At 73.4% G+C, this 16,181-nt stretch carries 11 protein-coding genes and 1 tRNA gene; 3 read left to right on the forward strand and 9 right to left on the reverse strand.

The window, feature by feature from the left end:
• The first annotated feature begins 98 nt into the window (after positions 1-98).
• The 3 genes from KI385_RS17910 (at position 99) to KI385_RS17920 (ending at position 1,901) form a co-directional block, all read left to right on the forward strand.
• Positions 99-962: an alpha/beta fold hydrolase gene (locus tag KI385_RS17910; RefSeq protein ID WP_238577729.1), complete on the forward strand. Its 864-nt coding sequence runs from the start codon at positions 99-101 to the stop codon at positions 960-962.
• Between the two features lie 215 nt (positions 963-1,177).
• Positions 1,178-1,249, forward strand: a tRNA-Cys gene (locus tag KI385_RS17915).
• Positions 1,250-1,484: 235 nt separating this feature from the next.
• The gene (locus tag KI385_RS17920; protein WP_238573192.1) at positions 1,485-1,901 is read left to right on the forward strand and encodes a hypothetical protein; all 417 of its coding nucleotides are present in this window, start codon (positions 1,485-1,487) and stop codon (positions 1,899-1,901) included.
• A gap of 18 nt (positions 1,902-1,919) precedes the next feature.
• Here KI385_RS17920 and KI385_RS17925 read toward each other — a convergent pair whose 3' ends face one another.
• From KI385_RS17925 to KI385_RS17965, 9 genes are all read right to left on the reverse strand, one after another.
• Positions 1,920-3,449 carry an ABC transporter substrate-binding protein gene (locus KI385_RS17925; RefSeq protein WP_238573193.1) on the reverse strand — a complete coding sequence of 510 codons (1,530 nt, stop codon included), beginning with the start codon at positions 3,447-3,449 and terminating at the stop codon, positions 1,920-1,922.
• The gene (locus tag KI385_RS17930; protein WP_238573194.1) at positions 3,446-5,545 is read right to left on the reverse strand and encodes an ATP-binding protein; all 2,100 of its coding nucleotides are present in this window, start codon (positions 5,543-5,545) and stop codon (positions 3,446-3,448) included. The genes KI385_RS17925 and KI385_RS17930 overlap by 4 nt, the downstream gene beginning before the upstream one ends.
• Positions 5,546-6,175: 630 nt before the next feature.
• Positions 6,176-8,515 carry a xanthine dehydrogenase family protein molybdopterin-binding subunit gene (locus KI385_RS17935; RefSeq protein ID WP_238573195.1) on the reverse strand — a complete coding sequence of 780 codons (2,340 nt, stop codon included), beginning with the start codon at positions 8,513-8,515 and terminating at the stop codon, positions 6,176-6,178.
• Positions 8,512-10,725, reverse strand: a complete 2,214-nt coding sequence (locus KI385_RS17940) for a 2Fe-2S iron-sulfur cluster-binding protein (protein ID WP_238573196.1) — start codon at positions 10,723-10,725, stop codon at positions 8,512-8,514. Before KI385_RS17940 ends, KI385_RS17935 begins: the two co-directional genes overlap by 4 nt.
• On the reverse strand, positions 10,722-11,618 hold the full coding sequence (locus tag KI385_RS17945; RefSeq protein ID WP_238573197.1) for an FAD binding domain-containing protein: 897 nt from the start codon (positions 11,616-11,618) through the stop codon (positions 10,722-10,724). The genes KI385_RS17940 and KI385_RS17945 overlap by 4 nt, the downstream gene beginning before the upstream one ends.
• Positions 11,619-11,959: 341 nt before the next feature.
• Complete coding sequence (locus tag KI385_RS17950; RefSeq protein WP_238573198.1) at positions 11,960-13,612, reverse strand: beta-N-acetylhexosaminidase; 1,653 nt, start codon at positions 13,610-13,612, stop codon at positions 11,960-11,962.
• A gap of 353 nt (positions 13,613-13,965) precedes the next feature.
• Positions 13,966-14,259 (reverse strand): DUF3039 domain-containing protein, encoded by a 294-nt coding sequence (locus KI385_RS17955; RefSeq protein ID WP_026169910.1) that lies wholly within the window; start codon positions 14,257-14,259, stop codon positions 13,966-13,968.
• Between the two features lie 158 nt (positions 14,260-14,417).
• Entirely contained in the window at positions 14,418-15,098 is a 681-nt protein-coding gene (locus KI385_RS17960) for a hypothetical protein (RefSeq protein WP_238573199.1), read from the reverse strand.
• A gap of 245 nt (positions 15,099-15,343) precedes the next feature.
• The gene (locus tag KI385_RS17965) at positions 15,344-16,015 is read right to left on the reverse strand and encodes a YqgE/AlgH family protein (RefSeq protein WP_238573200.1); all 672 of its coding nucleotides are present in this window, start codon (positions 16,013-16,015) and stop codon (positions 15,344-15,346) included.
• Positions 16,016-16,181 lie beyond the last annotated feature (166 nt).

A 16,181-nucleotide genomic window follows, 5' to 3' on the forward strand; every position in this document is an offset into this window, starting at 1 on the left:
GGTCGGTCGTCGGTCCTACGTCGTCGGCCCGCACCGGCGCGCGCCCCCTCCTCCGCCGCGCGCCGGGCGAGCGGTCCGCGTCGGGCATGCTGAACCGTATGCCGCACTTCCGTACGTATGACGACGCCGAGCTTCACTACCGCGTGCTCGGCCCGGCCGACTCGCCGCTGCCGCCCCTGGTGTGCCTGGCCGGCGGACCCGGGCGGGACGCCGCCTATCTGGGCGACCTCGGCGGCATGGCGGCGCACCGGCAGCTGATCATTCCGGACAGCCGGGGCACCGGCGCCTCGCCCGCCGCCGACGATCCGTCCCGGTACGCCTTTCCGCAGCTCGCCGAGGATCTGGAGGCGCTCCGCGCGCATCTGGGCCTGGAGCGGTTCGCGCTGCTGGCGCACAACGCGGGGGCCGCGGTCGCGCAGGCGTACGCGGCGGGCCGTCCGCAGCGGCTGACCCGGCTGGTGCTGGTCTGCCCCGGCTCCCGGCTGCAGGGCGAACTCCCGGACGACGCACGGGAGATCTTCGAGTCGCGGGCCCACGAGGAGTGGTGGCCGGAGGCCTCGGTGGCAGTGCAGCAGCTGATGGAGGCGTCCGATCTGAGCGAGGTGCGGGACCTGCTGTTCGCCGCGGCGCCGCTCGGCTACGGGCGGTGGGAGGAGGCACAGCGGGCCCATGCCGCCGCGGAGGGCGCGCAGTTGGGGCCGGTGCCGCGGGCCGGGTTCTGGCAGGGCGTGGACGAGCAGACGCGGCTGGCGCTGCTGGCCGGGCTGCGTGCGGTGGACTGCCCGGTGCTGGTGGTGACCGGAGACCGGGACGCGGTGTGCGGTATGCGGGCGGGCGAGCTGGTGGCCGCGTCGTTCCCGGACGCGCGGGTGCGGCCGCTGCACGAGGTGGGCCACTATCCGTGGGTGGACGAACCGGAGCTGTTCGGTCCGGTGGTGGAGGAGTTCCTGCACGCGGGCTGAGCCCGGCCGCCCGTGACGCGCGGGTTGTACCGGCGGCCACGCGCGGACGCCGAGGGCACCCCGCCGGACTCCTGACCAGCAGCCCCGGCCCAGCAGCACCACGGGAGCATTCATGTACCTCGCGTTGCCCCGTGTTGCAGCTTCATGGCAGCCCGCCCCGCACCCTTGCCGGGCCCCCCACCGCTCGGCCTAGAGTCGGGAACGCACCGCAACCCGGCCGTGTGCCCGAGTGGTTCAGGGGCTCGCCTGCAAAGCGAGTTACGTGGGTTCGAATCCCGCCACGGCCTCGATACACAGCACGTCCCCGTGCTGCGCCCGTTGGCGGCGTGACGGCCGTGTGAGGGACGGCGTGATCACCGCGCGATGTGCCTGGAGGCGGCCCCAACACCCGTGGGGACCGCCTCCGGGCGCGCTCGCTGCCCGGCCGGACCTGCTGATTACCGACGCCTGCTGAGTACCGGCGCCCGCCGGTTGAGCACGAGTACTCAGCCGCCGCGCCGCTCGCCTGCCGATGATGGGCGTATGACCAACCCGCAGTACGGGCCGGCCTGCACTCCCGGCCACCCGTTCGTCGCACCCGGCGCACCTGTCGCACCCGGCATGCCCCTCGCTCCCGTCGCGCCCACGAAGCCGGGCCACACGTTCGCGATCGTGGCCGCCGCGCTTCTGTGGGCGATCACGGGGCTTGCGCTCGCGCTGCTCGCCGTCGTCTTTGCCATGGTGGGCGTCTGGGGCCTGGCCTCCGGGTACTCCGGGACCGAGCTGCTCGGCGACGTGCTCAAGCTCGGCTTCTGGGCCGTACTGGTGATCGCCGGGCTGGTGTCGCTGCTCTACGTCCCCGGTTTCCGCCGGCTTCCGCTCCCGCACCGCCTCGCCGTGCTCGGTGCCCTGGCCTGCCCCCTCCCCTGCTTCTACGCCTTCCTGCTCTACAGCGGCTGAGCCTCGCGCGCCCGCCCCTCACCGGTCGGTGTGCAAGGGGGCCACGAAGCGGTAGATGTCCCCGGCCTCGCCCGTGTCCGTCGGGTGGCGGAGCTCCACCAGAGCCAGCGGGCGGTCCACCGGCTCACCCGTGTCGGGGTCGAAGGCGATATAGCCGCTGATGCCACGGACCCGGGACCGGCCGTTGGTCTGCTCCAGCATGGCCAGGACCATACGGGCGGTGACCTGGCGGGTGCCGTAGACGCCGACGGCGGTCCGGGCGGCCTTGCCGATGGTGTACGTGGCGTCATGGCCGAGCATCGCCTGGCCGCTGGCGAGGGCGGTGGTGGGTCCGCCGACCTCGTCGCGGTAGGCGCGCTCGAAGTCGGCGAACGGGCCGTTCTTGCCCTTGCCGTAGACCTCCTTGGATATCTCCGGGTGCGTGAAGGCCGTGTAGTAGACGGTCAGTCGGCTGTATTTCCAGCGCTGGGCGAGCTTGGCGAGCTCGGCGCGGTGCCGGTCGCCCCCGGTGTCGAAGTAGACGCCCAGTGCGCTGGAGCCGGAGAGCACCGTCGTACGGCAGTGCCGGCCGCCCTCACCGGCCGCTTCGATGAACCGGCGCAGCTCCCGGCCACGGCCGGCGAAGTACACCGCGTCGGGCGGCTTCGGGTCGTCGCAGACCTTGTCGGCGACCAGGGCCAGCGCATTGCCCGCCGTGGCCTCCTCGCCCTCGCCGGAGCGGAACGGTATGACCTCGTCGTCGACGTCCAGGCCCGCGCGCCGCGCCGCCGCGGAGAAGTCCTCGTAGAGGGAGGTGTTGTAGTCGTCCTTCTCGTTGCCGTCCCTGATGACCTGGACGCGGTAGCCGGGGTGGGTCCGCTGCTGCTCCTTGAGGTAGCCGGCGGCGGCCGCGGTCTGGTCGCGGTTGGGGAAGGAGACCCGGTAGAAGCCGGCCGTCGGGGAGCTCAGTCCGTCGGCCGCCACGGTCGCGCCGACCATCGGCAGTCCGGCGGCGCGCAGCCGCTTCACGGCGTTCGTCGTCCGGTCGTTGCTCTGCCCGAAGCCGGCCACCGCGACGAGGTGTTCCTTGTCCTTCATCGCGATGAGCTGGTCGACGACCTGGCTCCAATGGCGGTCGCCGCCGCCCGTGTTGGCGAGCAGCAGCCGGATCTTGGGCAGTGTCGAGCGTTCGGCGTTCAGCGCGCGCTGGGCGAGGTAGGCACCGCTGACGGCCTGCCGGGTGGCCTCCGGTCCGCGGTCCGTGGAGCCGCCCGACATGGCCTCGATATAGGCGATGGCGACCGACGGCGCACCGGACTTGGCGACATTGTCGTTCTCGGTGTGGATCTTGGCACTCAGACCGTGCATGTTCTCGAAGGTGTACGCACCGTCCGTGACGCCCACACACTCGCCCCCGGTCGCCTCGCGGACGCCGTCCCCGCACCGTCCGGCCGTATCGATGATCCGTACGGCGGCGCCGACCAGGACCACCACCACGACCAGCGCCGAGACGATCCACAGCCCCCAGCGCCGCGGCGGTCTGGGCGGTTCGAAGATGCGCGCGCTCACAGCCACGGCTCCTTTCCGTACTGCTTCGCCTTCCGCAGCAGCGCGGCGGTCCAGGGCACGGTGTCGGCGTGCACCGCGAGGGTGTGGAAGCGGGCCTGTATCTCGCCGTACAGCTCGGCGCCGGGATCGCCGAGGGGATCGCGATACGGATCGCCGACCCGGTCCGTACGGGGGTCGTCGGGCGGCTCGGGACCGATCCAGACCGCGGCGAGCAGCCGGGTGATGGTCCGCAGCCGCTGTTCCACGGCACCGTCGTTGAGGTGGTCCACCAGCCGTTCGTAGCGCTCCCACAGCGGCTGGTCGAGGGCCCCGCCCACCTCGGCGAGCGGGGCGCGGCGCAGCCGGCACAGCTCGGCGCACCACTCCTCGGGCGTGATCCGGTCGAAGACGTCGTCCAGATAGGCGGCCGCCGCGGCCAGATCGCCGCCGGCCAGCGCGTGATAGGCCGCGGCGCTCTCGTCCCCGGCGGCGCTCGCGCGGTCCCGCAGAGCGGCATGCACCGCACTCCGCCCACGGATGCCGGCCGCCCCCTCACCACCGCCGTTTGCCGCCCCCGCCGCTCCTGTCCCGGCGTCGGGCGCAGGCTCGGGGACCGCGGCGAGCCGCCGCAGCAACAGGAAACGCAGCAGCGGATGGGGCGTCTCCGTACGGCCGTCGGACTCCTCGTCGCCGCTGTCGAGGTGCATGGTGCGCAGCACGTCCGTGCAGAAGTCGTTGAACTCCTCCTGGATGCGGGCGCTCGACTCGTCCCACAGCGCCCGGCCGGCCTGCGTCTGGGCGAGGTCGACGGCGGCCGCCGCACGCGCCAGCGCCTGCGCCAGCTCACCGCTCGCGTCTATCGGCAACAGCCGCTCCAGCAGGGCCTCGACGAGCTCCGAAGAGGGCTGCAGGACCTGCCGCAGCCGTGCCTCCCAGCCGGTCTCGCCCGGGCACTCCAGAAGGGCTTCCAGCAGCTGTGCGGTGCCCGCCGGATGCCCGCGGGTGAGTTCATGCACCACCCAGCCCAGCCACTGCACACCGTTGTCGGCCGCCGGCACCGGCACCCGGCGGCCGGCCGACCGCAGCACCTCCTTGGCCTGCTGCTCGACCTCGTCACGGGCCAGGTCGCGCAGCCGGCCCACCACCAGCCCCTTGACGACCCGCTCCGGGACGAACTTCTCCTCCCCCGCGGGCCACCGGCCGGGCAGCGCGCCGTGCCGCCACGGGCCGCCGAACGTGAAGCCCTCCAGCGCCGCCGGATAGCTGCCGGCGGTGGCCAGCACCAGCAGCGGATCGGGCACCCCGGCCTTCCTCCGGGCGTCCAACAGCGCTTTCAGGAAGTTGTTGCCCAGCGGACTGTCGACGTTGTCCAGCAGCACCAGACACTGCGTCGTACGCCGCTTGTCGCCACCGCGTGAGCCGTAGGCCCGGCGCAGGTCGTCCAGGAAGGCGTCGAAGAGCACCGCCTCGGCCCGCTGCCGCTCGGCCTCCTCGCGGTCGCCGTAGCGCTGGTTGAGGTCGATCAGAAAGCCGTCGACGGAACCGCCGCCACGGCTGCGCCGCCCGATACGCGCCAGCCGCCAGCGCACCCGCAGCCGCGCCCAGTGGCGCTGCCACTCCGGCAGCAGGGGCAGCGCCGCGGTCACCGCCGTCGGGGCGCCCAGGACCGTCGCGGCGTAGGTGGCCAGCTGGTTGATGACCTCCGAGCGGCTGCCGGGCGGCCCGACCAGCGCCGCCTCCATCTGCCGTACGGCGGCGTCCCGGTCGGCCGCGTCCATCCGGGCCGCGACGGCGATCGTCAGCAGTCCGAAGGCGGGGAACCGCAGCCGCGCGAAGTCCTTCTTCTTCTCGTTGAGCTGGAAGACCAACGCGGCCAGCACATCGATCGGTTTACGGCCCTCCTGCCCCAGCGCCGCCAGATCGAGGCGCGCCACCGGCGCCCGCCGGGCCCAGTCCGCCAGATGCCGCAGCACCGTCGTCTTGCCGCTGCCGCGCGGCCCCAGCAGCAGCGTGGCAGCCAGCTCCGGCCGGCTTCCCGGCCTGCGTACCAACAGCTCCTGGACGTACCGCTCCACGGCCCGGTCCCGTCCTGATTCCCCCGCCCATTCCTGCGGCATCCCGCTCCCCCTCGGCCTCGCGCTCCCCACGCTCCCCACGGCCGGTCGGCTCTCACTCCGGCCGCCCCAGGATCCTCCAATTCCCGTCCACCGCAAGTACTTTGCCCCCATCAGGCCACTTCCCTCCCCTCCCGCGGCGCCCCCTCGCGCACTGAAAATCACTGTAAGTGACGCCACTGACAATTTCCGTGACGGAGGGTGGGTGAGGCGCACGCGGTGGATGCGGCGCACGCGGTGGATGAGGCACGCGGCGGTGGATGAAGGCACACGCGTTGGGTGCGGCGCATGACGGTGGATGAGGCGCACGCGGTGGACGAGGCGCACGGCGGGTGACGGCACCTACACCCGCCACATACACCCGCCCACCCCCCGAAGGGGGGTGGGCGGAGGGGAAACAACAAGGGGGGGTGGGCGGAGGGGAAACAACAGGGGGCGGAGGGCGGAGGGGAAACAACAGGGGGCGGAGGGCGGAGGGGAAACAACAGGGGGCGGAGGGATTCAACAAGGGTGTGCGCGGCGGAAAAACGAGGGATGCCCCGCAGAAAAACTATCCCGGAGCCACCGCGCCCTACTGCTGTGCCACCGCCGCCTGCGGGCGGAGCGGAAAACCTACCCCGGCGCCACCGCGCCCTACTGCTGCGCCACCTGCGCCACCTGCGCCACAGCCGCCTGCGGGCGGATGGGCAGGCGGCCGATGGGGCGGCCGGTGGCGGCGCGGACCGCGGAGGCCACGGCGGCCGGGGAGGTGACGACCGGGACCGCGCTGGCGGGCTTGGCGCCGAAGGGGGCGATCACATCGCGCTCCTCGACGAGCTTGACGATGCGGATGTCCGGGGCGTCCAGCGCGGTCGGCAGTGCGTAGCCGGTCAGGTCGGGGTGCCGGACGTGGCCCCGGGTGGTGCGCAGGTTCTCCATCAGGGCGGCACCCAGGCCCTGGGTGACACCGGCCTCGATGCGGGCCCGCAGCTGGCGCGGGTTGAGCACCCGGCCCACGTCCTGGGCAACGGTCATCTCCACGACCCGGATGGTGCCCAGCTCGATGTCGACATCGGCGACGCAGCGGATCGCGCAGAAGGCGAGGCCGACGAACGCATCGCCCTGGCCGCCGTCGTCCAGCGGCTCGGTCGGATGCGGGCGGCACTGAGCGGTGGCCCAGAGCTCCTTGCCGTCCAGCGCCTCGGCGACCGTGGTGCTGAGCACCCCGTCGTAGGAGGTGATCTTGCCGTCGTTGATCTGCAGCAGCTCGGTGGACATACCGAACTTGTGGGCCAGCGGCTGGAGGAGCTGCGTACGGACCATCTTCGCGGCGCGCTCGATGGCACCACCGGAGACCCAGGTGTGCCGGCCGTGGCAGGCCGGGCCGGCCGGCGGCTGGTCGGTGTCGACGCCGGCGACATGCACCTCTTCGACGCCGAGCGTCTCCTGCACGATCTGCCGCGCCAGGGTGGAGAACCCGGAACCGGTCTCGACGGCGGCGCAGATGACGGTGGCGACCGAGCCGCTGACCTTGACGGTGGCGGTGGAGACCTCGTCGGTGCCCTCCGCGCCGAGCATGTGCACCATGCCCAGCGCATAGCCGACACCACGGCGCACCGCGCCCGGCTCACCCGCGCCCTCGGGGCCGCCCGGCAGCAGCCACTCCGCTTCGGGGGCGTCCTTGGGCAGCTCGGGAAGCGGCGCTTCCTTTACGGCGCACAGGAGTTCGGCGACCGGGGCCGGGCAGGTCACCGTCTGTCCCGTGGGGAGCAGATCGCCAGTGGCCATGATGTTGCGCAGCCGGATCTCGTCGGGCTCCATGCCCAACCGGGCGGCCAGCTTGTCCATCTGGCCCTCGTAGGCGGCGCAGACCTGCATGGCGCCCTCGCCGCGGACATGGCCGGACGGCGGGTTGTTGGTGCGCACCGCCCAGCCGTCGACGACGGCGTGCGGGACGACGTACGGGCCGCAGGAGAAGGAGACCGCGGCGGCCAGCGCATCGGCGGAGGTGTCCGCGTAGGCGCCGGCGTCCATCAGGATCTGCGCCTCCACCTTGACCAGCTTGCCGTCGGCGTCCGCGTGGTGGCGGTAGCGCAGCAGCGTGGGGTGGCGGTGGGCGTGCGAGAGGAAGGACTCCTCACGGGTGGCGGCGAGCTTGACGGGGCAGCCCGTACGCAGCGCCAGCAGGCCGAGCGCGAGCTGGATGCCGGGGTCCTCGCGGTCGGCGGTGGCGCCGGGGACACCGGTCACCACGACCTTGACCTGCTCGGGGTCCAGGCCGAAGGAGGCGGCGGCCAGATCGCGGTCGGTGTGCGGGTCCGTGGAGGCGGTGTAGATCTCCACGCCGCCATCGGGGCGCGGCACCGCGAGCCCGGCCTCGGCCCCGATGGGAGCCGGGTCCTGGCGGCCGATCCGGTAGAGCCCCTCGACCATCACCTCACCGACCACGTCGGCGTCGCCGAAGCGGAGCGGGATGTGCCGGATGAGGTTGCCGTCCGGGTGCAACGGCTCCGCCTCGAAGGCGAGTTGGGGGTCGGTGACGGCCTCCAGGACCTCGTACTCGACGGCGATGGCGGCGGCGGCGAGACGTGCGGTGTCGGGGTGGTCGGCGGCCACCGCGGCGATCGGCTCGCCGTGGTGGCGGACCTCGTCCTTGGCGAATACGGGGCGGTCGGCGGTGCCCCGGCCGTGCCCCGCGTCACCGGGGACGTCCTCGTGCGTGACGACGACGCGTACGCCCGGCATCTCCACCGCGTGCTTGGTGTCGATGGACAGGATCCGCGCCCGCGGGTGCGGTGAGCGCAGCACCGCCGCCCACAGCAGCCCCTCGGCCCACAGGTCGGCGGCGTACGGGAAGGTGCCCTCGGTCTTCGCCGGTGCGTCGGCGGGCGGCAGCGAGACGCCCAGGCCGTGCGGCGGCGGCTCGACGGGGATCTGGACGCCCGCCGCGGGGGTCGCGGTGACGGCACCTGTGCCATCGGACGAGCCAGTCATGCCGAGCCTCCCGTTTGCGGATCCTGGTCGTGCGGGGCGTGGCCCGTGGGGTCAGCAGGGCCCGCCTGGTGGGGGATACGGGCGGTGTCCGCCGGCGCCGTCCCGTCCGGGTCGTCGGCCGCGTGGTCCGCCTGGGCGTAAGCGGCCTCCGCGGCCTGCGCGCGAGCCTTGACGACCTCGTCGACGGCGTCCAGCACGCCCCGGTAGCCGGAGCAGCGGCAGAGGTTGCCGCACAGCGCCTTACGGGTCTCCAGCTCGCTGGGGGCGTGGTTGCCCTCCAGGAGGTCGTGCACCGTCATCGCCATTCCGGGTACGCAGAAGCCGCACTGCACCGCTCCGGACGCGGCGAGCGCGCGCTGCACGTCGGAGGGCACGCCGTTCTGCGCGAGCCCCTCGACCGTACGGACCTCACTGCCGGCCGTGGTGGCCGCGGGCACCAGGCAGGAGGCCACCAGCCGCCCGTCCACCTGGACGGAGCAGGCCCCGCACTCGCCCTGCGAGCAGCCGTCCTTGGCGCCGGCCAGGCCGAGGCGCTCGCGCAGCACGTAGAGCAGCGACTCGCCGATCCAGGCGTCGGTGACCGGCCGGTCGATGCCGTTCACCCGCAGGACGTAGGAGGAGGCGGGGTGTTCGTCGTAGGCGTCGATGCCGGGGTCGGCGTCGGACGCGTCGATGGCCGGTTCGAGGTCGGCGGGGCCCTCGACGCCGGCGACCTCGGCAGCGCCGGTGGTCTCCGCAGCGTCGTCGGGGGCGCCGGCGGAGTCGCTGTCGTTGTCGGCCGTGTCGGCGCGTACCTCGGTGCCGGTGGGGCCGTCGAGGTCCGTCGGCTCGCCGGGACCACCCGGCGCGCCGGGCTCACTGTGCACGCCGGGCTCACTGTGCGCGACGGCGCCTCCGTGCTCGGCACGCTCAGCGGGCACGCCGGGTTCGGCGGCGTCCACAGGGACGTCCGCGGCGCCGTCGGCGCCCTGCCCACCGGACAAGACCTCAAGGGGCGCAACGGGCGAGGCGGGCCCGGCCGCGTCGCCGATCGCGAACTCCCCGGACTCCTCCGGCCGTTCCCCTTCGGCCACCGGGATCGTCCACCCGCTCGCACCTGCCGGCGCGTCCACCCCGTCGGGGCCGGCCGCTGCCTGCTGCTGCGGGGCGTCGTCCTGCGGCTGCGCCTCCGGGGCCGGCGGCCACTGGGCCAGCGCGTCGGCCGGCAGCGACCAGTGCCCGGTCGCACCGGCGCCCGCGTCGTCCGAGCCGCCCGCGCCCGTCCCGTACGGGTCGCCGCCCGACAGGCCACCGTCGCCGGGCAGTTCGCCGCCCGGCTCGGCGCCATGGACAGGGAAGCCGCTCTCGCGCGCGTACGGGTCGCCCACGGGGCCGCCGAAGGGATCGGCCGTCGCACCGCCGTGCGGGGCCTCCTGGGCCCCTGTGGCGTGTGCCTGCGCCCCGCTCGTGGCGCTCAGTCCGGCGGTGAAGTTCCAGTGACCGGTGTGGGTGGCCTCCTCGGCGTCCGCCACGCTGCCGGAGCCGTCGTACGCGCCGGCGCCCTGGTAGCCGCCACCCTGGTAAGCGGCGGCGCCGCCCGGCCCCGTAAGGCCCGGATGCCCCGGATGACCGGAATGGCCCGGGTGACCGCCGGTGAATCCCGTATGCCCCGTCAGTCCGTCGTCGCCGACCCGATACTCGCCGGACTCCTCAAGGCCGTCGTCCGCGGCGGCCGGGACCGACCAGGCTCCGCCGCCGCCCGCTTCCGCGCTGCCGGCGACGGGCCAGTCCACCTGGTCGCCGCCCCAGGGGCGTGCCGACTCGGGCGCGCCGCCCTGGTGGTAGATCGCGGACGGGCCCTGGTGGGCCGACGGGTCGCCCTGGGCGGGGTATCCGGCCGCTGGGTCCGCGTAGCCGGCCGAGGGGTCCGCGAACGGCATCGTCCACTGGCCGGTGGCCGCCGGGTCGGTGCCCGCGGCGGGGACCGACGGCGCGGCGGTGTGCGGGGTGAAGGAGGCCGGCGGGGTGTAGCCGTGGCCGGGCGCGGCGAGCGGGTCGGCGCCCGGGGTGGCGTATCCGGGCGTCCGGCCACCGTAGACACCGGTGGTGAAACCCTCCGGAAGCTGGACGAAGGCGGTCGCCTCCGACTCGTACTCGCCGCCCTGCGGCAGCGGCTGCCACCCCTGATCGGGGTACGGCTGCTGCGGATTGCGGTGGTCTGGGTTGCTCACGAGAGCGCCCTCCCAAGAGCGCGGCGGGCCAGGGCTGCGACGGTACGGCGCAGGTGCAGTGCGGCCGGCGGCAGGGTCGCCGGTTCCGAACCGTCCTCCGGCGGCGCCGGGTCGGGGATGCAGGCGGCGGCGACATAGTCACCGAAGGCCGTCAGCGCCTCGGGTACCAGGCCGCGTTCGCCGTCCCAGTCGATGAGCGAGGCCACCCACTGCTCGGCCTCCAGGGGGCGCAGCGGCATGGCGGCGACCGCGCCCACCGCGCAGCGCACACCGCGCCTGGCCGGGTCCAGGACCAGCGCCACGGAGGCGATGGCCCGGCCGGGACCGGTGCGGCCGGTGGCCTTGAGGAAGGTCTGCGGGGCGTGCAGCAGCGGCACCCGTACGAAGCCGACGAGTTCGCCGGGGTGCAGCATCTCCCGGCCGGCCAGGAGGTGGCTGACCGGGATCTCGCGGCGGCCGCCCGCGGGGCCGGCGATGATCACCGTGGCTTCCAGCGCGGCGAGCACCGGGAGGGTGTCGCCCGTGGGTGCGGAGGTCACGATGTTGCCGCCGAGGGTGCCGGCGTTGCGGACCTGCGGCGGGCCGGCCGCGCGGGCGGCGGCGGCCAGGCCGGGGATCAGGGCGGCGAAGTCGGGGCGTCCCATACGGGCGAGGGTGAGGCCGGCGCCGAGCAGCGCATGGCCGTCCAGGTACTGCCAGCCGCGGATCTCGCTGATCCGGCCGAGGCCCACCAGGGCCGCGGGTCTGAGGAGTCCGGCGTTGACCGCCGCCATGAGATCGGTGCCGCCCGCGACGGGCACGGCGGCGGGCATGGCGGTGAGCGCCGTCACCGCCTCGTCGAGCGAGGCCGGCAACGTCACCGTGTGCGACGCCTGCGGTGCGTGCGTGGTCAAGCCAGCTGCCCCTTCCCCGGTGTCCCGGCAGTTCCGCTCCGCCGTACGGTACGTGCTCACTGCCCGGACGTGGCAACTCTGGCACATCTTCCCGGGCCGTCGGCGCGAGGGTCCACGAAGCGACGATCCGTCCCGAACAGGGGTGCTGGTCCGGATTCGTCCGCCACCGCCGGTGAGCGGGGACTTCGGTGCGGCTCGCGGGCAAGGCGCGTACGGCGGGCGTCCGGAGGGACACCCACCGTGGGTACGGCGGTGCTCGGTACGGCGGTGCGGGGAGGGAACCGCCGTACCCACCACCGTCCCAGGGTCCGGCCGCACGAGCGCCCACCTTGCACCGGGGCTCACACGTTTGGGGGCGCCCCGTCGATCGGGCGTCCGAGCACACCGGGGCGTTTCTGCCAGGGACGGGGGCCGCCGGGCGGGCGGTAGGCGACGCCGAGCGCGTCGAGGCGGGCGTAGTGGGCGGCCATCCGCCGGGTGAAGTCCTGGTAGTCGCGCTCGGCCGGCGCCGGCAGGCGCGACCAGGCGACCTCGGCGAAGGCCGCCAGCCGCGGGAAGACCTGGTAGTCGAGGCGCTGTTGATCGTCCATGACCTCGGTCCAGGCGTTGGCCTGGGTGCCCAGGACGTGAGTGGCCTGTTCGGCCGTCAACTCCGGTGGGACCGGCTCGAAGCGGTAGACGTCCTCCAGGGTGCGTACGTAGCCGATGGGCACCGGTTCGTCCGGGGCGGCGTGCTGACGGTGGTCCAGATAGACCTGCTGTTCGGGGCACATGACGACGTCGTGGCCGGATTTGGCCGCGGCGATCCCGCCCGCGTAACCACGCCAGGAGGAGACCGCGGCGCCCTCCGCCAGTCCGCCCTCCAAGATTTCGTCCCAGCCGATCAGCCGCCGGCCGCGGTCGGCGAGCCAGCGGTCGAAGTGCCGGATGAACCAGCTCTGCAGCTCGTTCTCGTCGGCCAGCGACAGTTCGGCGATCCGTGCCTGGGCGGTGGCGGACGCCTGCCACTGCTCCTTGGGGCATTCGTCGCCGCCGACGTGGACGAACGGCGAGGGGAACAGGTCGAGGACCTCCTCCAGGACGTGCTCGTAGAACCGCAGGGTGTTGTCGGTGGGTGCCAGTACGTTGGGGTTGACGCCCCAGGTGTCCCAGACCTTCAGGGAGGTGGTGTCGATGACATCGGTGTTGCCGAGTTCCGGGTACGCGGCGATGGCGGCCTGCGAGTGTCCGGGGATGTCGATCTCGGGGACGACGGTGATATGCCGCTGGGCGGCGTAGGCGACGATCTCGCGGATGTCGTCATGGGTGTAGTAGCCGCCGTGCGGGCGCTCGTCCCAGAGCGGGGAGGCACGGTGTCCGCGCTTGGTGCGCTCCCGCCAGCCGCCGATCTCGGTCAGTTTCGGGTAGCGCGCGATCTCGATACGCCAGCCCTGGTCGTCGGTGAGGTGGAGGTGCAGCACATTGAGCTTGTGGGCGGCCAGCAGGTCGAGACAGCGCAGCACGCCGTCCTTGGGCAGGAAGTGGCGTGCGACGTCGAGCAGCATGCCGCGCCAGGCGAAGCGGGGGCCGTCCTCGATGGTCAGCTGCGGCAGGACGACCGCGCGCCCCGGTGCGAGCGGAGCCCGGCGGAAGGCGTGCGGGCCGAGCAGCTGACGCAGTGTCTGCGCTCCCCAGAAGACACCGGCCGGGCCGCCGCCGGCGATCCGTACGCCCCAACGGGAAGCGGCCTCCAGCCGGTAGCCCTCCGCGGGGAGGGCCGGATCGAGGGCGAGGGCGAGGGTGTCGGTCGCCTCGGCGGAGCCGGGGGGCAGTGGCAGGCCGAAGGCCGCGCCGAGGGTGGCGCGCAGCCAGTGCGCGGTGTCCTCGGTGCCGGGCGCGGCCGCCAGCGCGGTCCGTTCGCCGAGTCGGACGGCGCAGCGGTAGGGCCCGTCGATGCTCAGCGGCGCCGGGATCAGGCCACCGCCCGGCCCCGTGTGGAGGTCTGTGTCCGGCATACCGTCAGTCCTTCACCGCGCCGACCGGGCCCGAAACCAGTCGGCGCTGTACGAGTAGGAAGACTTGGGCGCGTTGTCGACGTCCCGGAAGAGCCGGACCCGCACAATTCCCAGGAGATCAAGGGCGGTTGCGCGCCCGGACAAAGGGCGGTCGGCCGCCCACCCCGCCCCGGAACGCGTACCGGCCCCGCCCGGAACACATAGCGGCGCCCCGCTCCGGGAACGACGACGGGCCCGGCTCCACGAGGGAGCCGGGCCCGTGCCCAAGGCGGGGGACCGCTACCGCACGACGAATGGCCGGATCATGCGGCTTCTGCGGTTGCTGTTCTGCTGGGCGCTACGACCCGCGGCCGCTACTTCTTGCCGCCGTCCTTGCCGCCCTTGTCCTTGTCGCCACCGGCGCCCATGGACTCGAAGATCTCCTTGCACATGGGGCAGACCGGGTACTTCTTCGGGTCGCGACCCGGGACCCAGACCTTGCCGCACAGCGCCACGACGGGGGTGCCGTCGAGCGCGCTCGCCATGATCTTGTCTTTCTGGACATAGTGGGCGAAGCGCTCGTGGTCGCCGTCGCCGTGCGACACCTGCGGTGTCGGCTCTACGAGGGTCCCCGTACCTGCCCCGCGCTCGGGCTCAAGAGTGCTCATAACAGCCAAGGGTACTCACGCCCGCCGCAACCCGGGAGCGTCGGCCCACCGCCGGGTGAAGCGCAGGACCCACCGCCGCCACCCCGGCGGCCGCCCAGGGCAGCGCGTACGGGGCCGGCCCCGGCGTCCGCGACCACCCGGGCGGCCGGCGGCGTCCCCTACGACGCCACCGCCACGCCGCCCCGGTCCCCGGCCGTCACACCCAGCTTCGCGGCGAAGGCCAGCGCGGCCTCCGGCCGGACCTCGTACCAGGAGTCCTGGTCGCAGACCGCGTCCAGCAGCGCGGCGATGTCCTGCGCGCCGACCGTGCGGGCCTCGGCGGCGGCGATGAAGGCGCGGACCGCCGCCGCGGGGTCGACCTCCGTCTCCGTGCGGGCCACGAGGTCCTCGACGATCTCCTCGATCGCGGCGTCACCGGGCGCGGCCCAGTTCATCGCCATCTCCAGGCCGTCGTCCTGCATCTTCTCGGGATACGGGGCGCGGGCCCAGGCGCCGTCCTGCCACCAGTAGACGAACCCGAAGAGATTGCCCTCGGCGTCGTCCCGCAGCCGCTCCCAGGGCAGCCACTCGGGACCGCCGGCCAGGAAGTCGATCTGCTCGCCCCCGTCGTGCGTGTAGCTGCCGTCCGAGTCCTGGCCGCACAGCAACGCGCGGCCGCCCTCGAACAGCTGCAGCCGCCACCAATAGCTGCCGCCCGCATTCCAGCACTGCAAGCCATGGCTGCCCCAGGAGTATTCGTCCCAGTCGTCCACGGCCGCCGCCACCACCGCCAGCGTCGCGGCGCGTGCCCAGAGCCGCTCCGGATGGTCCAGATCCTCGGGCACACTCGGCCTGTGCATGGCGCTCTCCCCCGTCGTCCAGCGCGGCCCCGCCGACGCGACCGCGCACCGTCCCCTGTCATCTCGAACCATAGCGACGGGGTCTGACAGTTCCCCATGACGAAGCCGTCACAATAATGAAGTCTTCAACGAACCCCTCGACGACCCCGTCGCGACCCCTTCGACAACCCCGTCGATACACCGGTCAGCGGACCCATGGCGTCTTCGGCGGAGTACTCGGCACCGCGCCCGCCGCCGTACGGGGTTCAGTTCAGCGACGGATCATCCGGATACGTGGCCACCATCGCCAGCTCATTGCGCTGCCGCCGCAGCACCGCGCGCCACAGCTGCTCGGGATCGGGCGAGGAGACATCGCCGGGCTCGGACTCGACGACGTACCAGGCGCCCTCGATCAGCTCGTCCTCCAGCTGACCCGGCCCCCAGCCCGCATATCCGGCGAAGATCCGCAGGCTGCCGAGGACCGCCGCGAGGAGTTCCGGAGGGGCCTCCAGATCGACCAGTCCGATCGCACCGTGCACCCTGCGCCAGCCCAGCGGCTCGTCACCCGACTGCACGCCCGCCCGGTCCGCGGCCTGTACACCGGCCGTCTCCGCGCCCTCGCCGGCGGGCCATCCGCCGCCGTCCACCGGCGGGACGCCGCCCTCACCGGACAGCCCGCCGGGCACCACGGCCACTCCGAGCGCCGAGTCCAGCGAGACCGGACCGCCCTGGAAGACCACCCCCGGCTCGCCGGCCAGGGCGGCCCAGGGTGCGAGGATGTCCGCGACGCCGACCGGCGTGGGGCGGTTCAGGACCACGCCGAGGGAGCCCTCCTCGTCGTGGTCGAGGAGCAGCACCACCGCGCGGTCGAAATTCGGATCGGCGAGCGCGGGCGTCGCGACGAGCAGCCGGCCTGTGAGCGAGGACACCTCGGTCATGGGCACATGATCCCGCACTTCTGCCCGAAGCGGGGAGTCAACGCCGGGACCTGTGCGAGAGCAGGGCAGGGCGTACGGCGGCAGCACCGGCGCACGACCTCGTCACCGGATAGGCCATTCAAGACATTCAGCGGCATTTACCACCAAACAGCGATTACAGATCAAA

The organism is Streptomyces inhibens, assembly GCF_022221585.1.
Classification (GTDB): Bacteria; Actinomycetota; Actinomycetes; order Streptomycetales; family Streptomycetaceae; genus Streptomyces; species Streptomyces inhibens.